This window comes from Alphaproteobacteria bacterium, assembly GCA_033762625.1.
Lineage (GTDB): Bacteria > Pseudomonadota > Alphaproteobacteria > UBA9219 > RGZA01 > RGZA01.
In genome coordinates this window covers 1-24062 of record JANRLI010000003.1, presented here as the reverse complement: position 1 = coordinate 24062, position 24062 = coordinate 1, and the positions used below count along the sequence as shown (strand labels likewise).

At 48.7% G+C, this 24062-nt stretch carries 20 protein-coding genes; 15 read left to right on the top strand and 5 right to left on the bottom strand.

What is annotated here, in order from left to right; all coding sequences use genetic code 11:
- Positions 1-34 precede the first annotated feature (34 nt).
- The 7 genes from SFW65_00900 to SFW65_00870 all read left to right on the top strand — a co-directional run bounded on the left by SFW65_00900 (position 35) and on the right by SFW65_00870 (position 9479).
- Positions 35-472 (top strand): hypothetical protein, encoded by a 438-nt coding sequence (locus SFW65_00900; GenBank protein MDX1921673.1) that lies wholly within the window; start codon positions 35-37, stop codon positions 470-472.
- Between the two features lie 191 nt (positions 473-663).
- Positions 664-1836 (top strand): ADP-forming succinate--CoA ligase subunit beta, encoded by a 1173-nt coding sequence (gene sucC, locus SFW65_00895; protein ID MDX1921672.1) that lies wholly within the window; start codon positions 664-666, stop codon positions 1834-1836.
- Between the two features lie 39 nt (positions 1837-1875).
- Entirely contained in the window at positions 1876-2763 is an 888-nt protein-coding gene (gene sucD, locus SFW65_00890) for a succinate--CoA ligase subunit alpha (protein MDX1921671.1), read from the top strand.
- A gap of 474 nt (positions 2764-3237) precedes the next feature.
- Positions 3238-6141 (top strand): 2-oxoglutarate dehydrogenase E1 component, encoded by a 2904-nt coding sequence (locus SFW65_00885; GenBank protein ID MDX1921670.1) that lies wholly within the window; start codon positions 3238-3240, stop codon positions 6139-6141.
- Positions 6142-6242: 101 nt separating this feature from the next.
- The gene (gene odhB / locus SFW65_00880; GenBank protein ID MDX1921669.1) at positions 6243-7469 is read left to right on the top strand and encodes a 2-oxoglutarate dehydrogenase complex dihydrolipoyllysine-residue succinyltransferase; all 1227 of its coding nucleotides are present in this window, start codon (positions 6243-6245) and stop codon (positions 7467-7469) included.
- A gap of 27 nt (positions 7470-7496) precedes the next feature.
- Positions 7497-8906, top strand: a complete 1410-nt coding sequence (gene lpdA, locus SFW65_00875) for a dihydrolipoyl dehydrogenase (GenBank protein ID MDX1921668.1) — start codon at positions 7497-7499, stop codon at positions 8904-8906.
- Between the two features lie 21 nt (positions 8907-8927).
- Positions 8928-9479, top strand: a complete 552-nt coding sequence (locus SFW65_00870) for a methyltransferase domain-containing protein (GenBank protein ID MDX1921667.1) — start codon at positions 8928-8930, stop codon at positions 9477-9479.
- Positions 9480-9486: 7 nt separating this feature from the next.
- Here SFW65_00870 and SFW65_00865 read toward each other — a convergent pair whose 3' ends face one another.
- From SFW65_00865 to nadA, 4 genes are read right to left on the bottom strand one after another with little or no spacing between them, the layout of a single operon-like run.
- Positions 9487-10239 (bottom strand): prephenate dehydrogenase/arogenate dehydrogenase family protein, encoded by a 753-nt coding sequence (locus SFW65_00865; GenBank protein MDX1921666.1) that lies wholly within the window; start codon positions 10237-10239, stop codon positions 9487-9489.
- A gap of 16 nt (positions 10240-10255) precedes the next feature.
- Positions 10256-11338, bottom strand: coding sequence for a histidinol-phosphate transaminase (hisC, locus tag SFW65_00860; GenBank protein ID MDX1921665.1), 1083 nt, complete (start codon positions 11336-11338; stop codon positions 10256-10258).
- A gap of 10 nt (positions 11339-11348) precedes the next feature.
- The gene (locus SFW65_00855; protein MDX1921664.1) at positions 11349-12194 is read right to left on the bottom strand and encodes a chorismate mutase; all 846 of its coding nucleotides are present in this window, start codon (positions 12192-12194) and stop codon (positions 11349-11351) included.
- A complete protein-coding gene (gene nadA, locus SFW65_00850) occupies positions 12187-13194 on the bottom strand; it encodes a quinolinate synthase NadA (GenBank protein MDX1921663.1) in 1008 nt (335 codons plus the stop codon). The genes SFW65_00855 and nadA overlap by 8 nt, the downstream gene beginning before the upstream one ends.
- A gap of 168 nt (positions 13195-13362) precedes the next feature.
- On the opposite strand from nadA, the gene SFW65_00845 reads away from it, so the two are divergent.
- Positions 13363-13695 carry a ferredoxin family protein gene (locus SFW65_00845; GenBank protein ID MDX1921662.1) on the top strand — a complete coding sequence of 111 codons (333 nt, stop codon included), beginning with the start codon at positions 13363-13365 and terminating at the stop codon, positions 13693-13695.
- 149 nt (positions 13696-13844) lie between these two features.
- Here SFW65_00845 and SFW65_00840 read toward each other — a convergent pair whose 3' ends face one another.
- Positions 13845-15158: a pyridoxal phosphate-dependent aminotransferase gene (locus SFW65_00840; protein MDX1921661.1), complete on the bottom strand. Its 1314-nt coding sequence runs from the start codon at positions 15156-15158 to the stop codon at positions 13845-13847.
- A gap of 377 nt (positions 15159-15535) precedes the next feature.
- On the opposite strand from SFW65_00840, the gene SFW65_00835 reads away from it, so the two are divergent.
- From SFW65_00835 to SFW65_00805, 7 genes are all read left to right on the top strand, one after another.
- The gene (locus SFW65_00835) at positions 15536-17077 is read left to right on the top strand and encodes a hypothetical protein (GenBank protein ID MDX1921660.1); all 1542 of its coding nucleotides are present in this window, start codon (positions 15536-15538) and stop codon (positions 17075-17077) included.
- A 395-nt stretch (positions 17078-17472) separates the two neighbouring features.
- Positions 17473-18210: a CarD family transcriptional regulator gene (locus SFW65_00830; GenBank protein ID MDX1921659.1), complete on the top strand. Its 738-nt coding sequence runs from the start codon at positions 17473-17475 to the stop codon at positions 18208-18210.
- A 290-nt stretch (positions 18211-18500) separates the two neighbouring features.
- Entirely contained in the window at positions 18501-19379 is an 879-nt protein-coding gene (locus SFW65_00825) for a hypothetical protein (GenBank protein ID MDX1921658.1), read from the top strand.
- Entirely contained in the window at positions 19379-21775 is a 2397-nt protein-coding gene (locus SFW65_00820) for a DNA translocase FtsK 4TM domain-containing protein (GenBank protein ID MDX1921657.1), read from the top strand. Before SFW65_00825 ends, SFW65_00820 begins: the two co-directional genes overlap by 1 nt.
- 24 nt (positions 21776-21799) lie before the next feature.
- Positions 21800-22891 carry a tetratricopeptide repeat protein gene (locus SFW65_00815; protein MDX1921656.1) on the top strand — a complete coding sequence of 364 codons (1092 nt, stop codon included), beginning with the start codon at positions 21800-21802 and terminating at the stop codon, positions 22889-22891.
- A 7-nt stretch (positions 22892-22898) separates the two neighbouring features.
- A complete protein-coding gene (locus tag SFW65_00810) occupies positions 22899-23621 on the top strand; it encodes an outer membrane lipoprotein carrier protein LolA (protein ID MDX1921655.1) in 723 nt (240 codons plus the stop codon).
- Positions 23621-24062 (top strand): endonuclease/exonuclease/phosphatase family protein (locus tag SFW65_00805; GenBank protein MDX1921654.1); only part of this gene is annotated, 442 nt, incomplete at its 3' end. The genes SFW65_00810 and SFW65_00805, both read left to right, overlap by 1 nt.

Sequence of the window (24062 nt, the reverse complement as noted above, 5' to 3'; positions counted from 1 at the left end):
TACCTTTAGAGCACTCATTCAATTGGATATGGCTATGTTCGGAACAAACTTTGATCCCTTCAACCAGCAGGGCCCATTTAAGGGACAGCGTCCGATTGCCGGTACACCCACCGAGCAACAAGGCAAGCAAAAATCGCAAACTGGCAAAATTCTTCGCTATATGTTCAATCCTGAATTTGGCGAAGACCTCAAAAATATGCGTGGCCAGCATGGCCACTTTTTAAAACTGATTTCCAATATTTTTCTGCAAACCGGTTTAATTGATGCGGCCTATCCCGGCCTTGCTGATCCAGATCAGATGGATTTAAAATCGTTGATGGAATATGCCTATCGCAATTTACGGTTTACAAGAGAAGGATTGCCGCAGGTTTTATTATTCTTTGCTTTTGCAGGCAGTTTGGTGGTGGTTGCCTTATCTGTACTGTTTTTCATCATCTCCATCGGGTCCAATCCGGGCCGCCCACCGCGCTAAAATCCCTATTAATATCTAAACGCAAACTCGGGCGACTCATGCCCGTATATGCTGCGCTAGTTGATGTTTGGCTATTCTTACAAGCCTATGCGGGAAGCCCCTTGCATGAGGGCTAAAATCACGCTATTTCAAGGCCTTCTTTTGCAGTGCAATAACCTTGCGCATGCCCCTTATATTTATAGGCCAGACCAATGAACATTCATGAATACCAAGCCAAAGAACTTCTTCGTCGTTACGGCGTCAACGTGCCACGTGGCGGCGCTGCGTTCACTGTTGAAGAAGCTGAAAAAGTTGCCAAGGATTTAGGTGGATCGTTATGGGTTGTTAAATCACAAATTCACGCTGGCGGCCGCGGTAAAGCAGGCGGCGTGAAAGTTGTAAAAAGCATCGACGCAGTAAAGCTGGAAGCGCAGCGCATGCTGGGCATGACCTTGGTCACCCACCAGACTGGACCATCAGGTCAAAAAGTTGGTCGTATTTATATTGAAGAAGGCTGCGACATCAAACGCGAGCTGTATTTAGGTCTTCTGGTTGACCGTGCAACAAGCCGCGTGACCGTGATGGCATCGACCGAAGGAGGTATGGACATCGAAGAAGTTGCCGCAAAGCATCCTGAAAAAATCCAGAAATTCTCGGTTGACCCTGCAACGGGCATGCAGCCTTATCATGCACGCAAAGTTGCATTTGGGTTGGGTTTGGAAGGCGCGCAAGTCAATAACTGCGTGAAATTCCTGCTAGGCATGTGGAAAGCATTCAATGAACTGGATTGCGCGATTGTTGAAATCAACCCGCTGGTGGTGACCGGTTCAGGCGATGTTATCGCTTTGGACGCCAAGGTGAACTTCGATGACAACTCGCTGTTCCGCCAAAAAGAAGTTTCTGGCATGCGCGATGAAACCGAAGAAGATCCGGCCGAAGTGGAAGCCACCAAGAATGATCTGAACTACGTTAAACTGGATGGCAATATCGGCTGCATGGTGAATGGCGCAGGTCTTGCGATGGCTACCATGGATATCGTCAAGTTGTATGGCGGTGAACCCGCCAACTTCCTTGACGTTGGTGGCGGCGCGACCAAAGAACGCGTGACTAAAGCATTCAAAATTATTCTCTCTGATAAAAACGTGAAGGGAATTTTTGTGAACATCTTTGGTGGCATTATGCGCTGCGACATCATCGCTGACGGCATTATCGAAGCGTCCAAGGAAGTTAAGCTAAGCGTACCGTTAGTTGTACGCCTTGAAGGCACCAATGTTGACCTTGGCAAGAAGATGCTGGCAGAAAGCGGGTTGCCAATTGTTTCCGGTGATAACCTTTCGGATGGCGCGCAGAAAATCGTCGCCGCTGTCACTAAAAAAGCTGCCTAGTTAAACAACACGTCGAAATCACACTTAAGGAATACTGAAATGGCTGTTCTCGTAAATAAAGATACCAAGGTTATCTGTCAGGGTTTTACCGGTTCGCAAGGCACCTTCCACTCCCAGCAAGCGGCGGCATACGGCACCAAGATGGTTGGCGGCGTGACGCCAGGCAAAGGCGGCGGCGTTCACCTTGATCTTCCCATTTTTGATACCGTGCACGAAGCCGTTGCAAAGACCGGCGCAAACGCATCGGTGATTTATGTTCCACCCCCATTTGCTGCGGATGCGATTTTGGAAGCAGTGGATGCAGAAATTCCACTCGTCGTGTGCATCACCGAAGGTATCCCTGTGCTGGATATGGTGCGTGTGAAACGCGGATTATCTGGCACCAAGACACGTTTGATCGGACCAAACTGCCCAGGCATTATTACACCTGGCGAATGCAAAATCGGCATTATGCCAGGTCATATTCACAAGCGCGGTAAAATTGGCATCGTGTCACGTTCCGGCACATTGACCTACGAAGCGGTTGCACAAACCACCGCTGCGGGCCTTGGCCAAACCACCTGCATCGGTATTGGCGGCGACCCAGTGAATGGCACCAACTTTGTTGATGCGTTGGAATTGTTCCTCAATGATCCTGAAACGCAAGGCATCATCATGATTGGTGAAATTGGCGGCAGCGCAGAAGAAGATGGTGCAGAATTCTATAAGCGCGCAAAGAATAAGAAGCCTATCGCTGGCTTCATTGCTGGCGTAACGGCACCTCCGGGCCGCCGAATGGGCCATGCTGGTGCTATTATCTCCGGCGGCAAGGGTTCGGCGCAGGATAAAATGGAAGCCATGCGCAGCGCGGGATTTGTTGTGACGGATAATCCAGCCAAGCTTGGCGAAACCATGCTGGCTGCGATCCAAGGAAAAAAGGCTGCTTAAAACAGAAAATTGAGAAAACAAAGAAGGCAGCTTTTGTGTCGCCTAGAGCGAGCTGCCTTCCTAATTTTCTCAATTACGCAAGCTTATGTCTTGTTAGCGTTCCCACCGGCACTGATTAGTGCAGAATGAAATAACCAATTACGCCTACAACAAGAACAACGATGAAAAGTACTTCCTTTTTCATAACGCTCTCCATTTGTGTGCCCAAATAAGCCTAATGGCCTATCTTGTAATAATTATCCCACAACACACTTAAACCGCTGTTAAGCAGGCGCTTCCTGCATCGTTTTGCTGCGATGCATGAAGTGCAATGCAGTATTTTCAGGCCAAAACACACTCAAAACATTCAATGGGTTATAAGCTGACAATTTTCAAAGTTGTTCATTTTGGCTTGTAATTGCAAAGGCGCCCGAGTTCTTGCTATGCTCCGCCCTTATTTATCAACACCCTTTAATATGGTCAGGCACACATCCCATGTCCCAATCCAATTTCTCGTTTCTTTTCGGTACAAATGCTGATTTCATCGGCGAACTTTATGAGCGCTTTCTAACCGACCCGAGCAGCGTTGATCCAAGCTGGCAGGGATTTTTTGATGGCATCAAAGATGATGCGCCGAATATCGCAAAGGAATTGCGCGGCGCAAGCTGGGATAAGCAAGCCAATAATAAAAAGGTAATCGGCGTAAAAGGCGATTTTACGACACCCGTAAAAGGTGGACAGGGTAAGGACGTAAAACCGGCAGCGCTTAGCGCTGCGAATACAAGCGAAGATGCGCAAACCATGGCGCGTCAATCCGTTCGTGCATTGATGATGATCCGCGCTTATCGCGCGGTGGGACATTTGATGGCTAATCTTGATCCGTTGGGCATCAAGGTTCCTTCAACCATCGCTGAACTCGATCCAGGGTTTTGGGGCTTTACTGCCGATGACATGAACAAGCCTATCTTCATAGATGGGGTGCTTGGTTTGCAATCGGCCACCTTGCAACAGATTATCGATGTATGCCGCAAAACGTATTGTCAGACGATTGGGTTCGAGTTTTTGCACGTGCAAAATCACGATAAGAAGTCCTGGCTGCAAGCGCGTATCGAAAACACGCATACCGCACTGGAGTGTGATGCAAAGCGCCATGTGCTGGAAGGGCTTATCATTGCCGAAGGATTTGAAAAATTCTGCGCAACCAAATTCCCAGGTACCAAGCGTTTTGGACTGGAAGGCGGCGAAGCCTTGATCCCGTCCATTCTTACCATGTTGAACCGTGGCGCAGAGATGGGCGTTGAAGAAGCCGTATTCGGTATGGCGCATCGCGGCCGTTTGAACGTGCTGTGCAATATCATGGGTAAATCATACACGGCGGTATTTTCGGAATTTCATGGTCAACCGGCCTACCCTGAATCGGTACAAGGATCGGGCGATGTGAAATACCATATGGGCATCAGCAACGACCGTGAATTCGGTGGCAAATCGATGCACGTCACGCTGTCGCCCAACCCGTCCCATCTGGAATTCGTCAACCCTGTCGTTGAAGGCCGCGCACGCGCCAAAGCCCAACAACGTGCAAAAAAATGTGGCGCAGCATTGACTGACGCAGATTACGCGCGCGTGGTGCCAATTTTAATTCATGGTGATGCTGCATTCGCAGGACAAGGCATTATCGCTGAAACCATGCAATTGGAAGAGCTGACCGGTTATCGCACTGGCGGCACCGTGCATATTGTTATCAATAACCAGATCGGTTTCACCACAAACCCCGAATTCTCGAAATCGGCGCATTACTGCTCGGACGTGGCGAAGATGATTCAAGCACCAATCTTCCACGTGAATGGCGATGACCCCGAAGCAGTTGCGCATGTTTCGCGTATTGCGATGGAATACCGTCAGGAGTTCAGCTGCGATGTTGTGATTGATATGGTGTGCTACCGCCGCCAAGGTCACAATGAAGGTGATGAACCCGCATTCACCCAGCCGCAAATGTATAAAAACATTCGCGCACGGCCCACCACATTGGAGCTATATATCCAACGTCTGGTAGCCGAGAAAAGTTTTGAACAAAGCGAAATTGACAAGCTGCGCGCTGATTTCGTTGCCAAACTTGAAGCCGATTTCGTGACCGCCACCAGCTATAAGCCCAACAAAGCAGATTGGTTGGAAGGCCAATGGTCAGGCCTTGAAGTCGCATCGGGCGAAGACCGCAGCGGTAACACTGCTGTTGATACCAATATCTTGAAAGAAATTGGCAACGTGCTGGGCAAAGCTCCGCAGGGTTTTGACGTAAATCCGAAAATTGTCAAACAGATGGAAGCCAAACTGGACATGGTGAAAACCGGACAAGGGTTTGACTGGGCCACCGCAGAAGCTTTGGCATTTGGTTCGCTTTTGCTGGAAGGCCATGACGTTCGTTTATCAGGGCAAGATGTAGCACGCGGCACCTTCTCGCAGCGCCATTCGGTGCTAACCGACCAAACGAATGAAAAGCGTTACGCACCACTGAATAACATTCGCCCTGGCAAGCAAGGTGTATATGAGGCATATGAAAGCCCGCTTTCCGAAGCAGCAGTATTAGGTTTTGAATATGGATATGCATTGACCGAACCCAGTGCATTGGTAATGTGGGAAGGCCAGTTTGGCGATTTTGCCAATGGCGCACAGGTCATCATTGACCAGTTCATTTCATCATCTGAAACGAAGTGGCTGCGTATGTCGGGGCTCACGCTGTTGCTGCCCCATGGATATGAAGGACAGGGCCCCGAGCATTCATCCGCTCGTCTTGAACGCTTCCTGCAATTATCGGCAGAAGATAACTGGCAGGTTGCAAATTGCACCACACCCGCAAACTACTTCCATATCCTGCGGCGTCAGGTTCGCCGTCCATTCCGCAAACCACTAATTTTGATGACACCAAAATCTTTGCTGCGTCATAAACTGTGCGTATCCCCATTGGCAGATATGGGCCCTGGCACGAAATTCCAGCGCATCATTCCTGAAACCAATACAGCGATTGATGAGAAGAAAGTACGTCGCGTTATCTTGTGCACCGGTAAAGTCTATTATGACTTGATTGCGGAACGTGAAACCCGCGGCATCAAGGATGTGGCGATTATTCGTGTGGAAGAATTATACCCCTTCCCCACCAAGCCACTAGCTGAACAATTCAAGCGTTATCCCAAAGCCGATGTTGTATGGTGTCAGGAAGAACCCGCCAATATGGGTGCTTGGCTGTACGCCGATCGCCGCATTGAGGCAGCGTTGAATGAGGCGGGCCGCAAAGACCGCCCAAGCTATGCGGGCCGCCCCGACGCCGCATCGCCTGCTACGGGCTATCTGAAACGCCATAACAAGGAACAAGCAGAACTGATCGACAAGGCGCTTGGCAAGTAAGCCCTTTAGCATAAGGGGTTAGTCAAATAAGCTTGCGAAAAGGCTCGTTTTTTAGGAATATGCGTCACTTGTTCATATCCCTTTAAGGTGAGTTTTTTCCTATGCCCGTCGAAATTCGTGTACCTGCTCTTGGTGAATCCGTTTCCGAAGCCACTGTTGCCAAATGGCTCAAAAAAGTTGGCGATGTTGTTAAGGTGGATGAACCCCTCGTCGAACTGGAAACCGACAAAGTTACGCTGGAAGTCAACGCATCGACCGCTGGCGTGATCACCGAAATCAATGTGCAACAAGGAGGCAATGTCGCCGTTGGCGCATTGCTTGGCACCATTGGTGAAGCTGATGCGGCTGCCTTGAAAGCTTCTGCTGCCAATGCAAATAAAACCGCAGCACCTGCTGCCGCACCAGTAGCAGCACCAGCGCCGCAAGCAGCGTCACAAAGTGCAAATCAGGCACTTTCACCATCCGTGCGCAAAATGACCGATGATAACAACATCAACCCCGCATCAATTGGTGCAGGCAGCGGCAAAGATGGCCGTTTGACCAAGGAAGATGTACAGAATTACATGGCGCAACCGAACAAGGCTGCGCCTGCTGCTGCAAAAGCACCATCAGGCCCACGCAGCCGTGCAGACCAAGAAGAACGCGTAAAGATGACACGCCTTCGTCAACGCATCGCGCAGCGTTTGAAGGAAGCACAGAATACTGCCGCAATGCTTACCACCTTTAATGAAGTGGATATGGGCAACCTGATGGCGCTGCGTAAGCAATACAACGAAAACTTCGAAAAGAAGCACGGCGTAAAGCTGGGCTTCATGTCGCTGTTTGTGAAGGCGTGCATTCAGGCATTAAAAGCTTTGCCAGCAGTAAACGCTGAAATCGATGGCGATGATCTGGTTTACAAGAATTATTACGATATCGGTGTTGCCGTTGGCACCGAACAGGGCCTTGTCGTTCCTGTTGTGCGCGATGCCGACCAATTGAGCTTTGCCGATATTGAAAAGACCATCAGCAAGCTGGCAGTGAAAGCCCGCGATGGCAAACTTTCGATGGATGAACTGACCGGCGGTACCTTTACCATCACCAATGGCGGTATCTATGGTTCATTGATGAGCACACCGATTTTGAACCCGCCCCAATCAGGTATTTTGGGCATGCATAAAATTCAGGAACGCCCGATGGTCGTAAATGGCCAGGTCGTAGTACGCCCGATGATGTATCTTGCACTTTCCTATGACCACCGGATTATCGATGGTCGTGAAGCAGTAACCTTCCTCGTGAAGGTGAAGGAATGCCTGGAAGATCCGGCACGTATGTTGCTCGACCTTTAATACTTAGAAACAATCCAAGGAAACAAAATGTCTGAACAATCGTTTGACCTCGTCGTTATTGGCGGCGGCCCTGGTGGTTATGTCGCTGCCATCCGTGCAGCGCAACTGGGAATGAAAACCGCATGCGTTGAAATGCGTGATACTTTGGGCGGCACTTGCCTGAATGTTGGGTGTATTCCATCCAAGGCACTACTCACCTCCTCTGAGAAATACCACGAAGCACAACACAGCCTTGCGACGCATGGCGTAAAGCTAGGCTCCGTTACACTCGATTTAAATGCGATGATGGCGCATAAGAACAAAGTTGTGAAAGATAACACTGCCGGCATCGACTTCCTGTTCAAGAAAAACAAAGTTACACGCCTTAAAGGCAAAGGTAGCATTCCGGCGGCTGGCAAAGTTTTAGTAACTGGCGCAGATGGTAAGCAGGAAACCGTCAGTGCAAAGAAAATTCTTATCGCAACGGGCTCCGATGTTATGCCGCTTCCCGGCGTAACAGTAGACGAAAAGCAAATCGTATCATCGACCGGCGCATTATCCCTTTCATCCGTTCCAAAGAAGCTGATCGTCATTGGTGGCGGCGTGATTGGTTTGGAACTCGGTTCTGTATGGCAGCGTCTTGGTTCGGAAGTGACCGTCGTTGAGTTCCTTGACCGCCTGATGCCCGGCATGGATGCCGATTTGGCAACGAATGCGAAGAAAATTCTGGAAAAGCAGGGCATGAAGTTCCGCCTGTCATCCAAGGTAACTGGCGCAAAGCAAGATGGCGGCAAAGTAACACTGACCGTTGAACCCGCTGCCGGCGGTAATGCTGAAAAGCTGGATGCCGATATTGTATTGGTATGCATTGGTCGCCGACCCTACACCGAAGGGCTGGGCCTTGAAGCGGTTGGCGTACAAATGGATGAGCGCAAGCGCATCAAGGTTGGACATAATTTTGAAACCAATGTTGCAGGTATTTATGCGATTGGCGACGTGATTGCAGGCCCGATGTTGGCCCACAAGGCCGAAGACGAAGGCGTTGTATGCGCGGAAATGATGGCGGGTCAATCCGGCCATATCAATTATGATGCTATTCCAAGTGTTGTGTACACCTGGCCCGAAATTGCCAGCGTTGGCAAAACCGAGGATGAGCTTAAAAAAGCAGGCATCAATTTCAAGGTTGGCAAATTCCCGTTCTCCGCCAATGGCCGTGCGCGTGCGATGAACGATATTGACGGTTTCGTGAAAATTCTGGCAGATGCAAAAACCGACAAGGTCTTGGGCTGTCATATTCTTGGCCCCGATGCTGGAACCATGATTGCCGAAGTTGCATTGGCAATGGAATTCAGCGCATCAAGCGAAGATATTGCGCGCACATGCCATGCGCACCCCACGCTGAATGAAGCTGTGAAGGAAGCTGCGCTTGCAGTGGAAGGCCGCCCCATTCATATTTAATAACCACATTTAAGGCCAATTATGATTATCGATATCGGTAGCGGCCCGAACCCACGCGTCTTTGCAGATATCCGTATGGATCTGCACAAATGGCCACATGTGAATTTGCAGCATGATTTGCTGAATGTGCCCTATCCCATCGAAAGCAATGTGGCAGACAAAATTTTCCTTGGCGATGTGATTGAACACATCAATAAATTCAAAATGCCGGAAGTGTTGAAAGAAATTTACCGCATCACCAAACCCGGCGGCGTGCTGGACGTCACCTGCCCTGATATCCGCTGGCTGGCGGAGCGCATTGTGAATGATGACTGGAATGAAAAAGCCAATGTGCCATGGTTGCATTTCTTTTCCGATGATCCGTTTGAAAACGCGATGCTGTGCATCTTTGGCGGCTGGGTTAACCCCAAAGAACATCATATTCCCGGCATGGGCCATGTGAACGGGTTTGATGAAAAAAAGCTGGGCCGCGTATTACGCGAAGCCGGTTTTAGCAAAGTAGAACGCGTGCCCGATGAACGAAACCCCGAACCGGCGCGCGGTGTTGTGCTGCGCATGCTGGCGGTTAAATAACGCTCACTTATTTTTTGGCCAGCTTCTTTTCCAGCTTTTTTACCGCATCAAAAAACGCGCGTTTAGCGTGTGCAGTATATAAATTGTCGCGTTCAATGGTGCGGAACAGCTCATCGCTATCATAGCGCACCATTTCCACCATTTGCTTGAGCAGTTCATAGGTTTTGGTGGTTTGCTTGAACGGCGCAAGATTCAGGCTGACAAAGACCTTACCAATAAGATGTGTAAGGCCCTGAACGTATGCCAGTTCCTTATCATGCTCCGTTGGCGTGGTTTCAATGACATTCAAGCCAAGTTTTTTCTTAAAGAAATTGATCAGCTTCGCATTACGTTTGCCACGCACATTACATACGGTGATATTGAGACCTTTAATTCCATTCTTGCCAGATTGCGGACCGAATAGCGGGTGAAGGCCAATAATATCAACACCTGCTGGCAGGTTTTTCTTGAGGATTTTAGCTGGAAGTTCCTTTACCGAGCCAACATCGACCACCAATTGGCCTTTGCGCAGATGCGGTTTAATTTCCTTGATAATCGGTTCGAAAGTGCTCACGGGCGTCGCGATTAAAATCACATCGCTGTCGCATAAATCCTTCAGTCTGGTTACGGATTTAGCATTATGCTTCTTGGCAATCTTTTCCAAATCCGTGGGCTTGCGCAACTTATCGTAAATTTTGGTTTTAAAATGCGCAGAAAGATGCGGCAAAATAAATTCGCCGAATGCGCCAATCCCGATGATGCCAAGCGTGTCAGTCCCCATACTTACTTCCAATACATCAGTTCCAGTTAAAGTTTTTGAATGCCGCGAACAACGCAAGCATTTCGTGTTCTTGGCCAACTGTAAAGCGTAAACAATCCGGAAGGCCATAACCCGCCATTGGCCGCACCAAAATACTATTGGTTTTTAGATGGTTGAACATCGCGGCCGCCTGTTCAGCAGATTTAAAGCGGTTCAAAACGAAATTACCCTTGCTGTCATAAGGCTTTGTTCCAAACTCTACCAATGCATTCAAGAGGTTTTCACGCCAGATTACATTATGCGTGCGGCTTTTTTTAACAAACTCATCATCACCAAGCGCGGCAATCGCCGCCGCTTCACCCACACGCGATACATTGAAAGGCTTGCGTACGATATTCATGCATTCGGCAATCGCGCGCGGAGCGTAGGAGTAACCAACGCGTAACCCGCCAAGCCCATAAATTTTTGAAAAGGTACGTAAAGTGACCACGCGGCCTTCTTCGCCCACGAATTCAAAGCCGTCGGAATAATCTTCATCATCGATATATTCAGCATAAGCTGCATCATACACAAATATAATATCATCCGGTAGTTCGCATAAAAACGCATGGATGTCGCTGCGCGAGATGCAATCACCGGTCGGGTTATTGGGATTAGCAATAAATACCATGCGCGTTTTTTTCGTAACGGCTTTCAACATCGCGCTTAAATCCATACGCAAATCGTTTTCATTTACGAATACGGGTTTGCCGCCTACTAATTTGGTTGCAACTTCATAAAGCGAAAAGCCGTATTTGCTGATGATAACTTCATCCCCTTCTTTGACGTAGCCATTTACCAATACGCTGATGAGTTCATCCGAACCCACACCGCACACGATGCGGCTGGCATCAAGGGTGTATTTATTGGCAATCGCCTTGCGCAAATCTGTATAGTTTATATCGGGATAGCGGTGGCTTTGGGCAAGCGCGGCTTTGGCGGCTTCCAGCGCTTTAGGGCTGGGACCATAAGCACCTTCGTTATAGCACAGGCGATATTTAAAGCCGTTATCATCCACTTTGTTTTGTGGAGTGATATAGCCTTCCATGCCTTGCAAGAATGAAAGCGGTTTTGGGGGCATAAAGCGCTCGTTACTTTAAGGGGACAGGATATGCGCCAATAATTTTATGACGCAATAAATGTCGTTTATGTTCCTGAACCCATGCCGCCACTTGCGCATCCGCGCGTTCAACAAACCCGTCCAGCTCCATCCAGCTACAAGCCGGATCTTTGCCAGCAGGCACGAATACATGGGTTACCTTAGTGAATGGTAAATTATCGCATATCGCATCCGCTGCTTTTTTATCGGCCATGTCTTGCCATTCCAAAACCAATACGCTGCGGTCTTGGCCGGTGCTTTCAGGGGGAATAGCGCCTATCACTACGCCATGATGATCGGTTTTTCGCGCATTGCCGCGTATGCCATCGAACGGGAACGCATAAAAGAGATTGGGAATGGTTTCTTGCTCAGCCAGCAACAAACGCCACCAAATATCATGATCGCCTTCACGCGGAAACGGAAGCGCCGCGAGCTGATGTGTGTTATTGATAACGGCACGCAGCGCGGAAGTGGGATTTGAAAAGGATTGCATCGGCGTAAAACTGCCGAAATGGTCGCGGGCGATATCCCAAAATCCTTGCTCGCCATCAATATCAGGCAAAGCAACCTTCATCATGCCTTCTTGCAATGTGAATGCCCCAATCATCTCGCGCCACAGGCGGTGGACTAGCCCGGGTGGTAAATGGCCCATCGGTTGTTTGACCAACACGCGCAGCATCGATGCTTCGCGGCCGGGACGAATATAAACCGCCTGTTTACCCTTCACAGCCCGCACTTCTTCAATCACGTTGGCACGTGCACGCAGCAAGTCGAGGAGCTGGTTATCAATCGCATCGATTTGGCTACGCAGATTGGCAAGCTTTCCGTTATCAGCCATGCGGCACCGCCAGCATGCGTTCGACTGCCAGCTTTGCACGGGTTGCAAGCTGCGGTTCAATTGTTACTTCCTTACCACCGCCCTGCAAGCATTCCAGTATTTTGGCGAGCGTAATGCGCTTCATATGCGGGCAGAGATTACATGGGCGAACAAATTCAACATCCGGATTTTCGATGGCGACATTATCGCTCATGGAGCATTCAGTAATCATAATAACCTTGGCGGGTTTATTATCACTGACATACTTGCTCATGCGGTAGGTAGAACCGACAAAATCCGCTTCATTCAATACATCAGGCGGGCATTCGGGATGCGCAAGAATAATTGCGCCCGGATAGCTTTTGCGGTAATCGCGCAATTCTTGGGCGGTAAAGCGTTCATGGACTTCGCAGTGCCCCTTCCAGCTGATGATTTCAACCTTAGTATTCTTTGCGATGTAGTTGGAGAGATATTCATCCGGCAAACAGATGACCTTGTTAACGCCGCGTTCCTTTGCAATCGCTTCAACAACGCGCACAGCATTACCCGACGTAATGCAGATATCGGATTCAGCTTTTACATCCACCGACGAATTGACATATGTAACCACCGGAATACCCGGGTATTTTTCGCGCAGTAAACGCACATCCGCGCCAGTAATGGATTCAGCAAGCGAGCAGCCTGCACGTTCATCAGGGATTAGAACTTTCTTTTCCGGGTTTAGCAGCTTTGCGGTTTCAGCCATGAAGTACACCCCCGCCATGATGATGGTGGATGCCTTCGTTTCGGCGGCTTCGCGCGCCAGCTGCAAACTGTCGCCTACAAAATCGGCCACACAGTGATAGATTTCCGGTGTCTGGTAATTATGCGCAAGAATCACTGCGCCCTGCTCACGTTTGAGGCGGTTGATTTCGGCGATATAAGGGGCGTGAAATGGCCATTCAATCTCTGGAATAACCTTTGCAACTTTCTTGTAAAGTGCTGCTGTGTTTGTTGCGATTTCAGGCGTATAAGCCAACATACAAATGTCCTATCAACTATTTATCATTTTGCTGCAATGCACTAGAAAACCAGCATGAATTACCGCAAAAATCACTGGATTTCGTCTTTAAGAAACGCTAAACGAATACCCTCTTTCTTATAATCTCAAACATTACCGCTCTCGTCTAGCTTAAAGGATGTTTTCCGTATGCCTTATGTTGTTACTGAACTCTGCATTCGCTGCAAGTACATGGATTGCATTGAAGTTTGCCCTGTGGATTGCTTCTATGAAGGGGAAAACATGCTGGTCATCAACCCGGATGAGTGCATCGATTGCGGCGTATGCGAGCCAGAATGCCCCGCAGAAGCCATTGTATCAGACACCAATTCGGTTGCTGAAAAATGGCTGGAGATGAACCGCGAATACGCAAACCAATGGCCAAACATCACCCGCAAGAAGCCAGCACCAGCTGATGCTGACGCATTCAAGGGTGTGAAGAACAAGTTCGAAACGCATTTCAGCAAGAACCCTGGTAAGTAAAGTAGTTCACAACATTCAAAGAAAAAGGGGCAGAAAAATCTGCCCCTTTTTTTTGTGATGCCTCTGCGGTTCCTGCAACCGGCCCTGCTAAGGCCTGCGACCGCTGGCCCGTCCGCTTATGCGGACGAAGCCCTACGGCGTCTGAGTAATTAAGCAGCCTTCTTCTGACCCTTTGAGATCGAGGACGCCCAGTCTGCAAGACGCTGCGCGCCTTCCATGGCGTGCTTAGCGTATTTTTCAACAACTGCATCAGCCGACGCACCGTTGCGCATATCAGCAAGCATCGCTTCAGCGTTTTCTTCGGTCTTGGTACCACCAAAGTCAACATAAGCAAGACGTGCTGAGTAATGATCAGCCGGCAAACCGAAGCCAGCGGAATGCAACAATGCAACGCCAGTATCTTGGATGAGCTTGGCGCACATTTGTTCGGATGTTTGGAGCCCTTGTGCGCGGATTTGTTCCTGCATCGGGGAGAAATCTACATATAAGTAGAAACCACCTTCGGGTGCATGAACCTGAATGCCGGCAGATGACAATGTTTGCTGGAAGCTGTTGCCAATCTTGGAAAGGATTTGGCGTTGCTGCTGCAAATACTGTGCGGTTTGCGCATCATTCTGGTAAGCCACAACTGCTGCGCGCTGAATTGGATCTGGCGCACACGAATAGGTTTCAGATGCGATACCTGCATAGGATTTCTTGAATTCAGGATCGATATCGGATGGCAGAATAGCAAGACCCAAACGCCAGCCACCTGCACCTGCCCATTTGGAAAGACCCGTCGTAATAATCGTGCCTTCCGGATAATAGTGAGCAAGCGAATTGTATTCCGCCTTGTGGTTAAGCAGTGCGTAGATTTCATCGGCAATAACCAGCACTTGATACTTGCGGCAAACTTCGGCAAGCGCTTTGAGTTCATTCGCGGTGTAGGTCAGGCCTTCCGGATTACCGGGATAGTTGATTACCAGAATAGCTGGAGCAGATGGTGTTGGACGTGTCTTGAGGCATTGTTCCAATGCGTCAGGCGTTACGCGCCAGCGGCCAGCAAATGTAGTTGGTACGCGCACAACCGGATGCTTCAATAAATGCGCTTGTGGTTCATAGGAAACCCACGCTGGCGCTGGAATAAGCACATCTGCCTTATCAAAGGATGCCATGATGGTGAACAGAATTGATTTGGAACCTGATGCAACGAGGATATCGTTTGCGGTAGATTTCAAACCGCAAAGTTCATTGTGGAACTTTGATGCCTGTTCGCGAAGCGCTTGCAGACCCACAACAGGGGTATAATCGGTAGCAGCTGCACTGCGTGCCAGTTCATCGCGCGCACGTTGCAATGGCAAGAATGGTGATTGGCCAAAGCCGAATTTGTAAACATTTTTACCTTCTGCTTCGCGGCGCTTGGATTGTTCATTGGTAAGCAATGTAGAAGAAGGCGCGACAGCACGGATGTTAGTGAATTTCATGGAAGCATGATCCTTTCAGGGTTTTTCCAAATACACTTCTATATTTCGGGCATGCGTTTATCAAGTTTTGCAAATCAGAACTCGTTCCGCTTACAAAGGCATCTGATGGCGCATAGCGCGGTATGTTATGGCACTGATTTTTATTTTCGCGAAAGTAATTTTATTCTGCGTTGCGTCTAAAACAGGTCTGCAACAGTTTCGTTTAGCTATTGAAAAACAATGATTATTCGCGCTTTTTCTAACAAAATCGTGCTCTTCGCAGTTGCGAACCTAAAAAGTGACAAATCATACCCAAATCAGTTAACAATTGCGCACTTTTTGGACAGGGCTTGTTTCTACCTGACTGAATTGCAACCAACTTATGAGGATTTGTATAAATGGCCACCGCACCGAAAATGAAGGTCGATGTCACCGTTCCAAAATCTAGCTTGAAGCATGTTGCTCCCCTTCGCGGCCGTTTCGAACATGCACGCGTCTCTAAATTGATGCTGGCGATCTATGGCGAAGAAAAGTTCCAGAAGATGAAAGATGCCGGCGTTGATAAACGCATGATGTTCGGGATTAACCCGCATTACCAAGCGCTTGCAATGGGCGAAGAATTAAAGACCACAGAAGGTGAAATTCTGGTTCCAGAAATGCCACCTTCCAAAGCGATTGGCGCATTGATTTTGCCTCGTCTTGAAGAAACCGCCGATATTGCCGGCGCAAAAGACCCATCGAACCAGATGCGTTATACGCCTGGCGACAACAGCGGGTACCATGGCAAGCTATTGCATAAATACGATGAAATTGTGCTTGGTTATGCTTCGCCAACCTGCTCCGCGCATTGCCGTTATTGCTACCGTTTAGATTTGTTCAACAAGGACACCGGCAAGACCAGCATCCGCCCAGAAGAGCTTCGTGACTACATCGTTCAGTACAACGACAATCTGGAAGAAAATGGCGGCGTTGATCCTGAAACCGGTGCCAAGCGTTACCCGATCCGCGAAGTATTGCTGTCTGGCGGCGACCCGCTCGTACTTCCTAACTTCTCCTTATATCGCTTCATGGAAGCAGCAGGCCAAGCAAAAGTATGGCTCATGCGTATGGGTTCGAAAGAATTGGCGTTCCGCCCGGAACGTGCTGATCAGGCATTTGTTGATACCTTCAAGATCATCAATCAGCGTTACCCGGACATGCATATCAATCTGGTTGCGCATTTTACGCACCCCGATGAATTCCTAGAGCGCGATGCAAATGGCGATTACATCCCGAATGAGAGCGGTATTGGCTACAAATGGATGAAGACCAGCTATGACGCGATCAAGCGTTTAACATCGCTGAACTTCCTGACAATCGAAAACCAAACTCCAATCATCAGCCATGTAAACGATAACGCCGAAGCCTTGCACCTTCTCCACGAAGAATTGCGTCGCATGGGTATCAAGTTCAAATATGTGTTCCAAGGCCGCGATATTGAAGGCCATAAGGCGTTCTCGCTTCCGGTTGAACAAGCATGGCGCATTCACAGTGACGCAATGCGCGGTTTATCCGACACATCGAAATCACGTTTCTCCATGTCCACCGAATGGGGCAAGATGGAAGTCGTAAGCGTGATTGATGGATTAAAGCTGCCCGATGCAGTAGCCGAAATGTTCACGCCTGATGTGCGCGCTACATTGGAAGGCATTTTGGGTGATGGCCTCGTTATCATGAAATCGCACCGCTCTCCATACGAAGCAGAAACCATTGCTGATTTGGTGATTGCCCGCAGAAATCCAGAAGCGCTTTGGATCTCAGGCTATGAAGACCGCATCCTTTATGATTTCCGCCGCCCTGCTGACCAAAAATATGCCGGTCTTATCCGCATGGTTGCTGGAATTATGGCTGCTGAAAGCAAGGATGATAACGTCGTGCGTCTTGCAAAGGCTGTGGCGTAAAACCAAGCTTTAGACGGTTTGAGACTCTCCGCCGTGCCCCCGCTGCCACTGAGCGGGTAAAAAAAGTACTAACGAAACTAAAAACCTGCATGAAAGGTTTTGAAATCAATACTTTCGCTGTTATATTGCGTTGGTGATTGAGGTTTGGCGCGTTTCTGGGTTAAGGGGCTTGTTAAGGTTTGGGATAAAAGTTTGGGGTTCAAGCAGCCTCAACGTCTTTTCCGAAAAATAAAAGCGTTTGATAACAGATAGATAGAAATCTGTACCGCTTGTTTTTACCTTTGCCGTAAGACGCACAAAATTTAAGCACAATGTTGGTGTTAATTCCGCTGGTGATATTTTTCACGAAATTAACTCAGGTAATTAATTGTGTCTGTTTCTTAAAGGGAGTCCACATGGCTACGAAGGCAACAGTTAAGACGGCGACAAAGACCGTTTCTAAATCAGTACAATCTAAATCAAAGTCCGCTATCGGCGCTAAGATTGGCGCGAAGATCCAGGCAAAGGCACCTGCTGCTAAGGCCCCTGTTAAAGCAGTTGAAGCCAAGGTCGTTCCAATGAAGGCCGCCCCTGCTACCAAGCTCTCTGAATTCAAAAAGGGCGATTTTGTTGTGTACCCTGTTCACGGCGTTGGCCTCGTTGTTGGCGTTGAAGAAGCAACCGTTCCTGCGCTGAACAAAACCATGAAGCCAGAAAGCGTGAAGCTTTACAAAATTTCATTCGAAAATGACCGTATGATTTTAAAGGTCCCCGTGATTAAGGCAGAAGTTTCTGGTCTGCGTCGTCTTTCATCAAAGGATCGTATGAAGGATGCGATGGCAACCTTGCAAGGCCGCGTGCGAATTCGCCGTGTCATGTGGAGCCGCCGCGCCCAGGAATACGAAACGAAAATCAATTCTGGTGACCCTGTTGCGATTGCAGAAGTTCTTCGTGATTTGCACCGTGGTAACGAACAGCCAGAACAATCCTACAGCGAACGCCAGATTTACCAATCGGCATTAGACCGTTTGGCTCGCGAACTCGCTGCGATTGAAAAGATTGACCAAGGCAAGGCCGCTGAAAAGCTGGAAACTGTTCTGGGTAAAGATAAGCCTTCCAAGGCAGATAAAGCTTCTGAAAAAGCCGCTGCTTAGCGTCTCAAACCGTTTAAGGTGGTAAAACTTCGGGCGTATCCCACAAGGATACGCCCTTATTTTATGTAAATAGCATTTTCTGCACTCAACCGGTTTCCACTTACGTGGAAAATGCTATGGGACCGGTCCCGAAGGGGGTCGGTTTTTTTTATTTGCCGCGCTTGTTTTTTGATTTACGGATATTTTATACCAACAAGCTGTGTGTAATTGGGCAGCCTGCGTTGGCCTGAGTTGATTCGCACATTAGTCTAAACGGCAAACGAATCAACTTTAGCTCACGTGATTGGCTCATGCCTCTCGATACCGGAATTCATGCAATCCCCCGCTTGAAGGGTGATGAACGACTTGCCCCACTGGGCAAACCACATCGCATGTGGGTGGTCGGCAGTATATTTGGCAAGTATGGCGCATTGTGCCAATTGCATGATGCGCTGGTTCATAAAATTCGTGCGCGCGACCGTATTGTGTATCTTGGTAATTATCTTGGCGAACATTCGAACTGGACAGGCGAAGCCACCGCCGTGATTGACGAGCTGATCACATTTCGCAATGGCGTGATCGCTATTCCCGGTTTTTTTGCTGATGATGTGACGTTCCTTCATGGACGTGGCGAAGACCTGCTGCATGAGGCACTGCGCCTGCCCTTCCAGAAAAACCCCGGCATTTGGCTGATGGAGGCAAAACGCTTTGGCCTTGAATGCTATACTAATGCATATGGTGCTATCGATATTGATACCATCGCGCAAGCAGGCCTGATTAATATGAATAAGTGGACGCATCATATTAAACATATGATTAGCTCCCATAAGGGCCATGAACAGTTTTTTGCCAATTTGAAGACAGCCGCCTATACCCAGTACAAGCCCCGACAAAATAATTTAAAGCAAAGGGATATTGCGTTTGTGCCTACAGGCCTTCATCCCGCCTATTCGCTTAATGTTCAACACGAATTACTGTGCTGGCCCGAAGAAGATATTCATGCGTTAACAGCTTACCAACCATTTGCCCGCATTGTGCGTGGCCAAGCATTAACTTGCACCCTGCCGGAAAAGAACCGTTATGTACTGACGCTGGATGATGGCAAGGGTGCCAGCGGGGATATGGGCGGCACGCTTTACGCAGCATGCCTTGATGCCCATGGCAATATCTTAGAGTGGTTAGAATTTTAATGAGCAGCAGACTTTTATCCCACCGCGTGATTCACGAACGCAGTAAATCAAACCGTCAATTGTTGCCGGATTCGTTACGCGAATTTCTGATACGTCGTATTTGCGAAATTGGCGGCGTACTGTTGTTTGCTGTAGCTGCAGCGCTTTGGATTAGTCTATTGACCTATAACAGCAATGACCCATCCCTAAATACCGCTGCAAATACCGGGGTTGAAAACATTCATAACTGGCTGGGACGGCCGGGTAGCTTTATTGGCGATTTACTGCAACAAAGCTTCGGGCTTGGCTCTTATCTACTCGTCATAATTATGGTGGCTTGGGCTTGGCGCGTTGCAACACTTCGGGGGCTAAGCCCGTTTTTGCTGCGCCTTGCAGCAGCAATTTTAACACTTAGTTTTTCTGCCGTTGCGTTGCAATCGCTGGTCATCGGGCTTGGCAGCAATTTCTCCCCGCTTAGCATTCCAATTGGCGGCTTTATTGGTCAGTTCACGCTAGCCATATCGCAGCATTATATGCTGCCAAAATTTATTATGCTGACGATTGCGGTTTTACAAATCGTCATGATGCTGGCGACACTTTATCTGTGCTGCGGTTTGTCGCTAGATGAATGGCATATAGTGCTGCGGTTTATTCAGCGCGTTGTCGTGCATATTGGCGCATTCATGTGGTGGGCCGTGGAAACTGCCTATGCCCGTATTGCGCATCAGGATGTCAGCGAAGCACCCAAGCTTGATTTACAAGCCGACGATGATGACGAGGATGAAAGCCTGTTGGATGTTGTTGAAGAAAAGCCCAGCAAGGCCAAAACCAAGATTAAAGCAGCGCCCAAAAAAGCCAAGAAGCCCATTCAGACCCGCATGGATTTCAGCCGCGATCGTGGAAGCGAAACCTTACCACCCCTGCAACTCCTGCAAATGCCGGACACAGATCGTAATGTGACTGAAGAACTAAGCGAAGCGGATTTGCAGAAAAACGCACGCATGCTGGAAGGCGTATTGGGCGATTTCGGAGTACAAGGCAAGATTTCTGAGGTTAGCCCTGGCCCCGTTGTCACGCTCTATGAATTGGAACCAGCGCCCGGTATTAAATCATCCCGGGTGATTGGCCTTGCCGATGACATCGCACGTTCCATGAGCGCATTGTCAGTGCGCGTCGCAGTTGTGCCTGGACGAAACGTGATTGGTATCGAACTCCCCAACCGCACACGTGAAACGGTTTACCTTCGTGAACTGCTGATGTCGCAGGCCTATTCCGAAAGTTCCTGTAAATTGCCGCTAGCAATGGGCAAGGATATCGGCGGCAGCCCCGTGGTTGCCGACCTTGCGCGCATGCCGCATTTGCTGGTTGCCGGTACAACAGGTTCGGGTAAATCGGTTGCGATCAACACCATGATCTTATCGCTGCTGTATCGGTACAGCCCGCGCGAATGCCGCTTCATTATGGTCGATCCCAAGATGCTCGAATTATCTGTCTATGAAGGTATTCCACATTTGCTGGCGCCGGTTGTAACCGAGCCCAAAAAGGCGGTCGTTGCGTTAAAATGGACTGTCCGCGAAATGGAAGAGCGTTATCGCGCCATGTCTAAACTGGGCGTACGCAACATTGACGGCTATAATATGCGTGTGAAGGAAGCGCGTGATCGCGGTGAAACTTTGATGCGCAAGGTGCAAACCGGGTTCGACCCCGATACAGGCAAGCCTATTTTCGAAGATCAACCACTTGATTTGAAAGATTTGCCGTTCATTGTGGTTATTGTGGATGAAATGGCCGATTTAATGATTGTTGCTGGTAAGGATATTGAAGCCACCATTCAGCGTCTTGCGCAAATGGCGCGTGCTGCGGGCATCCATATTATCATGGCAACCCAGCGTCCATCGGTTGACGTCATTACCGGTACGATTAAAGCGAACTTCCCATCACGCGTGAGCTTCCAAGTCACCAGCAAAATCGATAGCCGCACCATTTTAGGCGAGCAAGGTGCAGAGCAATTGCTGGGGCAAGGTGACATGTTATACATGGCTGGTGGTGGACGTATTACGCGCGTGCACGGCCCATTTGTAAGCGATAAGGAAGTCGAGGAAGTTGTTAACTTCCTGAAAGAGCAAGGCGGCGAACCTGAATATCTTGAAGAAATTACCCAGGAGACCGAAGGCGGCGATGGTGAAAGCACCATGATTGGCAGCAACACGTCATCCGGGGATGAGCTATATGACAAGGCTGTGGATATTGTATTGCGTGAACGCAAAGCAAGCACCAGCTTTATCCAGCGCCATTTGCAAATCGGGTATAACCGCGCGGCGCGATTGATGGAACAAATGGAAAAGGAAGGTGTTGTGGGCGCACCCAACCATGTGGGCAAGCGCGAGATACTTGGGCGCAGTATCAGCGATGATTAGCAATACCCCATTCATGCCGCGAACATGTTTCTATTCAACAATAATGCTTCAGCTATAAATCACTTGATTACGCAAGCTTCCATTCAATTCCAGAATGGCAAGCTTGACGAAGCCCAAAATACCTATGACCTGGTACTAAAACGCGATCCAGGCAATGTAATTGCATTGAACGAGCTGGGTCGCATTTTTCTAGTTCATAGAAAACTTGAAGATGCTGCAAGCCTTTTTCGCAAGGCGATAGGCGTTAATCCTGAGACTGCTATTCCGTATAAAAACCTTGGCACCACATTATGTGAAATGGGTTTTTGTGATGAAGGTTTTGCAGCGTTGCGCGAATATGCAAAACGTACATACCAACGCAGTGATGATGCGGCGCCGCACAAAATCCGGCATGATCAAGAGCAGATGGCCTATCTTCATGATAGCCTAAATAATTATACAATTACGGAAGCCCAGCGGACAGAGAGCCATGCACTGAACCCCAATCTTAAATGGCAATCTATCATGCAGCAGTGGATTGAAAACTCGCCGCGTATCGTGGTGATTGATAATTTTTTAACGCGTGATGCCCTGCACAGCTTACAAAAATTTGCGTGGGGCTCTACCATCTGGCAACGAGTCTATAAAAACGGCTACCTTGGTGCACTTCCCGAGCATGGGATAGGATCGCCCTTGTTGGCACAAATTATTGATGAATTGAAAACGTCACTGTCATTATTGCTAGGCGATATGTCGCTGCTTCAATTCTGGGCGTTTAAGTATGATAGCACAATGAAAGGCATTGGCTTACACGCGGATTTTGCAACCATCAACATCAATTTTTGGGTTACACCCGATGAAGCAAATAAGGACCCGCAACGCGGCGGTATGATCATTTGGGATAAACCAACACCAGCCGATTGGGATTTCAAGACCTATAACCAGAACGAAGATGCAGCGCGTGAATTCTTAACAAGAAATAATGCCACCCCCACTATCATTCCGTATCAGGCTAATCGCGCGGTATTATTTGACTCAAGACTTTTTCATGAAACAGACATAATCTTGTTCCAAGAAGGTTATATCAATCGTAGAATAGGTTTTACGTTACTTTTCGGTAAAAAAATTCTGTTATAATGGCTCCATGAAACACATCCTCCTCATTATCCTGTTTTGCGTCGCCCCGACTTTTGGTTTCGCTGAAATCGAAAAAGACGGTACGTATTCGCCTGGCAATTCGCTGATGCAGAAGCTGTCAAAAGCCGGTAACGTAAATAAGCCTGCTAAACCCACTGATGATGAAGTTGCGGAAATCAAGACCGGCGATAAGGATGAAATTGAACGCATTCAGACCTACCTGAATAGCATCAAGACCATGCGTGCAGATTTCACGCAAACGATGGCGGATGGTTCGGCTGCCAATGGCAAGGTTGCGATTTCGCGTCCCGGCAAAATGCGGCTTGAATATACGCCGCCGAATGAAAACCTGTTGGTTGCAGATGGTGCATTTGTGCATGTATGGGATGGCCAAGCCAAAACAGGATCGAGCATTCCACTTGGCTCATCGCTTGCCGATATCATCTTACGCGATGATTTAAAACTGAATAGCGGTGATGTGACCGTTACTGAACTTAAGAAATACCCTGCGGCTATTCAAATGACTCTTGCGCAAAAAGACAACCCTGCGGCAGGTTCAATCACACTGGAATTCGAGGACAGGCCGTTAAAACTCAAGAACTGGCGGGTTGTGGATGCACAAGGCATTGAAACCCGTGTAGCCATTTATAATCAGGTCATGGATGTATCCATTCCATCCTCCACCTTTTTCTACCGTGACCCGAACATGCACGGCGGACGCATCAATTAATGCGAATAGCAACGTGGAACATCAATTCTGTACGTCTTCGCCAGGATATGGTGAAGCGGTTTATGAGCGAACACCAGCCAGACGTTTTGTGTTTACAAGAAACCAAAACACCTGATGAACTATTCCCGCGCGATGCGTTTACAGGGCTTGGCTATAAGCACCAGCATATTCACGGCATGAAGGGGTATAATGGCGTTGCCATTTTATCGCGTGTGCCACTTGCCAATCTTTCTATTGAGCGTTGGGCGGGCAAGGATGATTGCCGGCATATTCACGCAACCCTTCCCGATAAAACGGAGCTTCATTGCCTTTATGTTCCTGCTGGCGGTGACATTCCAGATGTCACACTCAATGAAAAGTTTGCGCACAAACTAACCTTGCTTGATGAATTAAGTGGGTGGTGGAAGAAAAAATCGGCCCATGAGACACGCAAGATATTAG